Below are 4,050 nucleotides of genomic sequence, written 5' to 3' on the forward strand. Positions count from 1 at the left end.
TAGCTACATTAAATACGGGTATAAAGGTTAATGTAGAGATTCAGTTGAATAATAATCATCATATGATAAAACGAAGTTTATACTATTGGGGAAAATTATATACATCTCAACTGCAAAAAGGGATGGCGTATAGTGCACTTTGTAAAACAATTACTGTGAATTTATTGAATTTTAACATGTTTCCTGAGTATGGTGATTTTCATACAACGGRGGTTCTTTGGGATAGGAAACAGAAAAGAATATTAAGTGATGACATAGAAATTCATATTGTCGAGATTCCAAAGTTAATGCGGCAGTGGAAAGCGGAAAAAATAAATCCTTGGGAAGATGCATTTGTACGTTGGTTATTATTGTTACCGGCGAATGAAGACGAACAATTGACAGAACTATTGGAGGATATTGCGATGAGCCAAGACCCAATGTTACAAAAAGCGATAAATAAATGGGAAGATATGAGTCAAGATTCTTCTTTCAGGCAAGCATATGACGCCAGAGAAAAAGTCTTAATGGATGAGGCTGCGAAATTTGCGCATGCAGAACAGGAAGGACTTAAAAGAGGGATTGAAAAAGGGCTCGAAAAAGGGCTCGAAAAAGGGCTCGAAAAAGGAATGAAACAAGGGATTGAACAAGGAATCGAAAAAGGCAAAATACAGTTAATTCGTGGGATGTATGAGAAAGGGATGCCGATTGAAGATATCGCGAAGTTTACTGATTTAAATATAGAGGAAATTAGGGAGTTATTAAGGTAAGTAGTGCTCTTATAAGAAGGCTGCTGTAAAAAAAGGGATCCGCTAAAGGATTCCTTTTTTTATAAATTAAGAAAATAATTAATATGGTGTATTAAATGTCTTATAYATRAGTATTCTAATATATTTAATAGTAAAATGGAATATAGAATGGATAATTGTCGGAATGTATTCGATTTTTRTTCATTTTWATGAAATATAACTAYTTTTTGTTAGATTCCTTYKTTTTATAGATATACAATAAAGTTATATAGAAATAAGAGAAGGATGATGTACGTGAAGGACACTGTTTTACARGAAGCGATAGCTCCTAAAGAGTTACATAAAGTTGTGAGAAATAATACTGCATATTACGACTTTAAGTGGGGGAAAGCAAAAGATCCCGAGAAGGGAAATAGTTGGAACTGGATAGCCTTTTTCTTCCCATTATTGTGGTTAGCTTATCGCAAAATGTATAAATTATTTATTATTATTGCATTAGTAGGAGTTCCTACTTTAATTACCTCTGTTTTTATAGATATCCCGATGTGGATCGATTTTATTGTTTATTTTGGAACTATGCTATTTACTGGATGGCAAGGGAATCGTTTATATTACAAGCATACAGTTCGTATTTTACATAAGGCAAAAGAGTTATCTGATGYACAACACAATTATTACTTCCAAACAAAGGGTGGCACTCATGTTGGGAKTATGCTTGGATTAAATGCGTTATTATTTGTAGTATTTGGTGCAGCTGGTTACGGGTTATCGTATTTACCGACGGAACCGAATATAAAAGATGTAATTCGTTTAAGTGATGAAGGGATTACATTGGAAGTTTTTACTGATGATCCAAAATGGACGTATGTAAAAAAAGAAGGACGTTTTGATATAGTAGAATTTACTGGTTATGATTATGAGGAAAAAAAGGAYGTAAAGGTTAAGTTCGCTGTGTATTTAGATAAACAGAGATTTGAATGGAAAGAAATTTATTTAAACGATAAAAAATTAAATGAAGAAGAAGCAGAAGAGTATCAATTTTATATTGAAGAAAATGCCTGGTATTAATATAAATAGATAATGATGTATCGCAAAAAGAAGAGTCTAATGAAGATTCTTCTTTTTATTTATGAGAAAGGATATGTAACAAGAAGAGAAAAACATTAGTAAACAAACGCCATACTAATTGAAATTTTGTAAAATACAATAAAAAATGAGAATTTGAGGTAGGCTTGTCAATAACGTGAGACTATGGCAGTATAAAGAAATGCTATACAAATTTTATTTATCGACATGTAAAAATTCGATTTGATTTTTACGTATAAATAATGAACGGAGGAAATGAATTTATGGCTACTTTACCAAATTGTCCAAAATGTAATTCAGAATATACGTATGAGGATGGCGCTCTTTTCGTATGTCCAGAATGTGCCCATGAGTGGGGTCAAGAAGCGGAAGCTGAAAGTAATGATGGTGCAAAAGTTGTAAAAGATGCGAACGGAAACGTTCTTCAAGATGGCGATGCTGTTACTGTAATTAAAGATTTAAAAGTAAAAGGAACTTCTTCAGTTGTAAAGATTGGTACGAAAGTAAAGAGTATCCGTCTAGTTGAGGGAGATCACGATATTGATTGTAAAATCGATGGTTTCGGAGCTATGAAGTTAAAATCACAGTTCGTTAAGAAAGCGTAAGATTAGCAAAGAAAAAAGACGCTCTGTAAGTAACTTGCAGAGCGTCTTTTTTATGATTGTACTTCAACTTCTTTCAACTGGCACCGCTTATTAAAGAACGTTTTATACCCAAGCTGTAAGAAGATAATAACAGAGAAAGCTGTACTTCCAGAAATGCCAAGTATAATCGCAATTTGATATTGGATAGCTGTAAATGGTGATACACCGGATAAAATTTGTCCTGTCATCATGCCTGGAAGACTTATAATTCCCATTCCGACCATGGAATTAATTGTTGGTAAAATAGCAGAATCGAAAGCGTCMCGTATGAGCGGAGCAGCTGCTTGTTTTGGAGTTGCGCCAAGCATAAGTGCACCTTCRATATGRTCTCTTTGTGATTTCATACTGTTTAAAAAGGTGTTTGCCCCGAGGCAAATACCTGTCATAGCGTTACCGATTAGCATGCCGGCAATAGGAACGATATACTGCGGAGCATACCAAGGATCGTGTCCGATAATGACAAAGATAAATAAGAGTAGTGGCCCAATTGACCCAGCAATCATGGAGAGGGCGGCTACTCGTTTTAATTCTTTTGACATTGGAATATTAATTCGTTTATAAATATTGAAAATCGCAAATGTAGTAATAGAAGTAATGAGAGCTATTGTATAAAACGGATTACTATTTTCAAATATGTATGTAAGAACATAGGCGACTAGTATGAGTTGAATCGTCATACGTAATGTAGCAATTGTAATTTGTTTCTCACGCGGTATTCCTTTTAATTTCACAAGCCCAATTAAAATAAGGATGAAAATATATGCAGCTGCAAGTTGCCAAATTTGTAGTTCAATAACGCCCTTCAATTGATAGCACTTCCTTTCTAGTTGCACCGTTTGTTTTACTAATTTCAATAATATCGTCTGCAATTTCTTCTGGAAGTTGTTGCGAGTGCGTGATGAAGATAACTGTTTTTTTCTTTTCTCTTGCCAGTAGAGCAAATTGTTTCATAACGCGGTGTTCTGTATCACCATCTAGTGCCGAAGTTGGTTCATCTAATAAATAGACGGGCGGATCCATTAGTATAATGCGAGCAAAAGCGAGTCTTTGTTTTTCACCACCTGATAAAGAAGAGGCGTTATCTTCTAATTTTTTATCTAGGCTAACAGTCGTTAATGCGCCTTGCAGGGCGTCGTCATTTGGAAATGGCTTTTCAGAAAATCTAAGTCCCATTAATAAATTATCTTTAATTGTTCCATCAAAAATAGGCGGAGTTTGTCCGAGCATGACAACTTCACGGCGTAATTGAATGGGAGGATAATCTAAAATAGATTTTCCGTTATACTCAATTGTGCCAGATGTTGGTGATTGTAAATCGTTTAACATGCGAAGTAACGTGCTTTTACCACTACCACTTTCACCGATAATACAAGTTATTTTTTCTTTTTGAATCTGTAAATAAGGAATGTGTAGAATATCTTTATATGTGATGTCTTTTAATATAAACATAAATTGCTCCTTTCTGATTCTAGTTATATCGTATCAAAAAGRGAGARAAATAGAAAAATAAAGTCTCTTTAGAAGGAACATCTTTTTTCTTTGTTTTAAAACTTTGCGCGTGGCAGGAAAAGGCACTGACCGATCCTATACAT

At 34.2% G+C, this 4,050-nt stretch carries 5 protein-coding genes; 3 read left to right on the forward strand and 2 right to left on the reverse strand.

Annotated elements, in window-relative coordinates:
• The 3 genes from AC1DJR_RS19860 to phnA all read left to right on the forward strand — a co-directional run.
• A partial coding sequence (locus tag AC1DJR_RS19860; RefSeq protein WP_477003323.1) for an Rpn family recombination-promoting nuclease/putative transposase occupies window positions 1-749 on the forward strand: 749 nt, incomplete at its 5' end.
• 273 nt (window positions 750-1,022) lie between these two features.
• Window positions 1,023-1,796 carry a DUF2628 domain-containing protein gene (locus AC1DJR_RS19865; protein ID WP_477003326.1) on the forward strand — a complete coding sequence of 258 codons (774 nt, stop codon included), beginning with the start codon at window positions 1,023-1,025 and terminating at the stop codon, window positions 1,794-1,796.
• Window positions 1,797-2,077: 281 nt separating this feature from the next.
• Complete coding sequence (gene phnA / locus AC1DJR_RS19870) at window positions 2,078-2,419, forward strand: alkylphosphonate utilization operon protein PhnA (RefSeq protein WP_002089332.1); 342 nt, start codon at window positions 2,078-2,080, stop codon at window positions 2,417-2,419.
• Between the two features lie 50 nt (window positions 2,420-2,469).
• Here the strand turns inward: phnA and AC1DJR_RS19875 are convergent, their stop codons facing one another.
• Complete coding sequence (locus AC1DJR_RS19875; RefSeq protein WP_477003324.1) at window positions 2,470-3,264, reverse strand: ABC transporter permease; 795 nt, start codon at window positions 3,262-3,264, stop codon at window positions 2,470-2,472.
• Window positions 3,248-3,907 (reverse strand): ABC transporter ATP-binding protein, encoded by a 660-nt coding sequence (locus tag AC1DJR_RS19880; protein ID WP_477003325.1) that lies wholly within the window; start codon window positions 3,905-3,907, stop codon window positions 3,248-3,250. The genes AC1DJR_RS19875 and AC1DJR_RS19880 overlap by 17 nt, the downstream gene beginning before the upstream one ends.
• Between the last annotated feature and the right edge of the window lie 143 nt (window positions 3,908-4,050).

Source organism: Bacillus sp. 05T31 (assembly GCF_056396725.1).

Excerpts from the sequence above, each read along its gene's own strand:
- AC1DJR_RS19880 (WP_477003325.1), bottom strand. The coding sequence starts at position 3,907 with ATGTTTATATTAAAAGACATCACATATAAAGATATTCTACACATTCCT.
- phnA (WP_002089332.1), top strand. The coding sequence starts at position 2,078 with ATGGCTACTTTACCAAATTGTCCAAAATGTAATTCAGAATATACGTAT.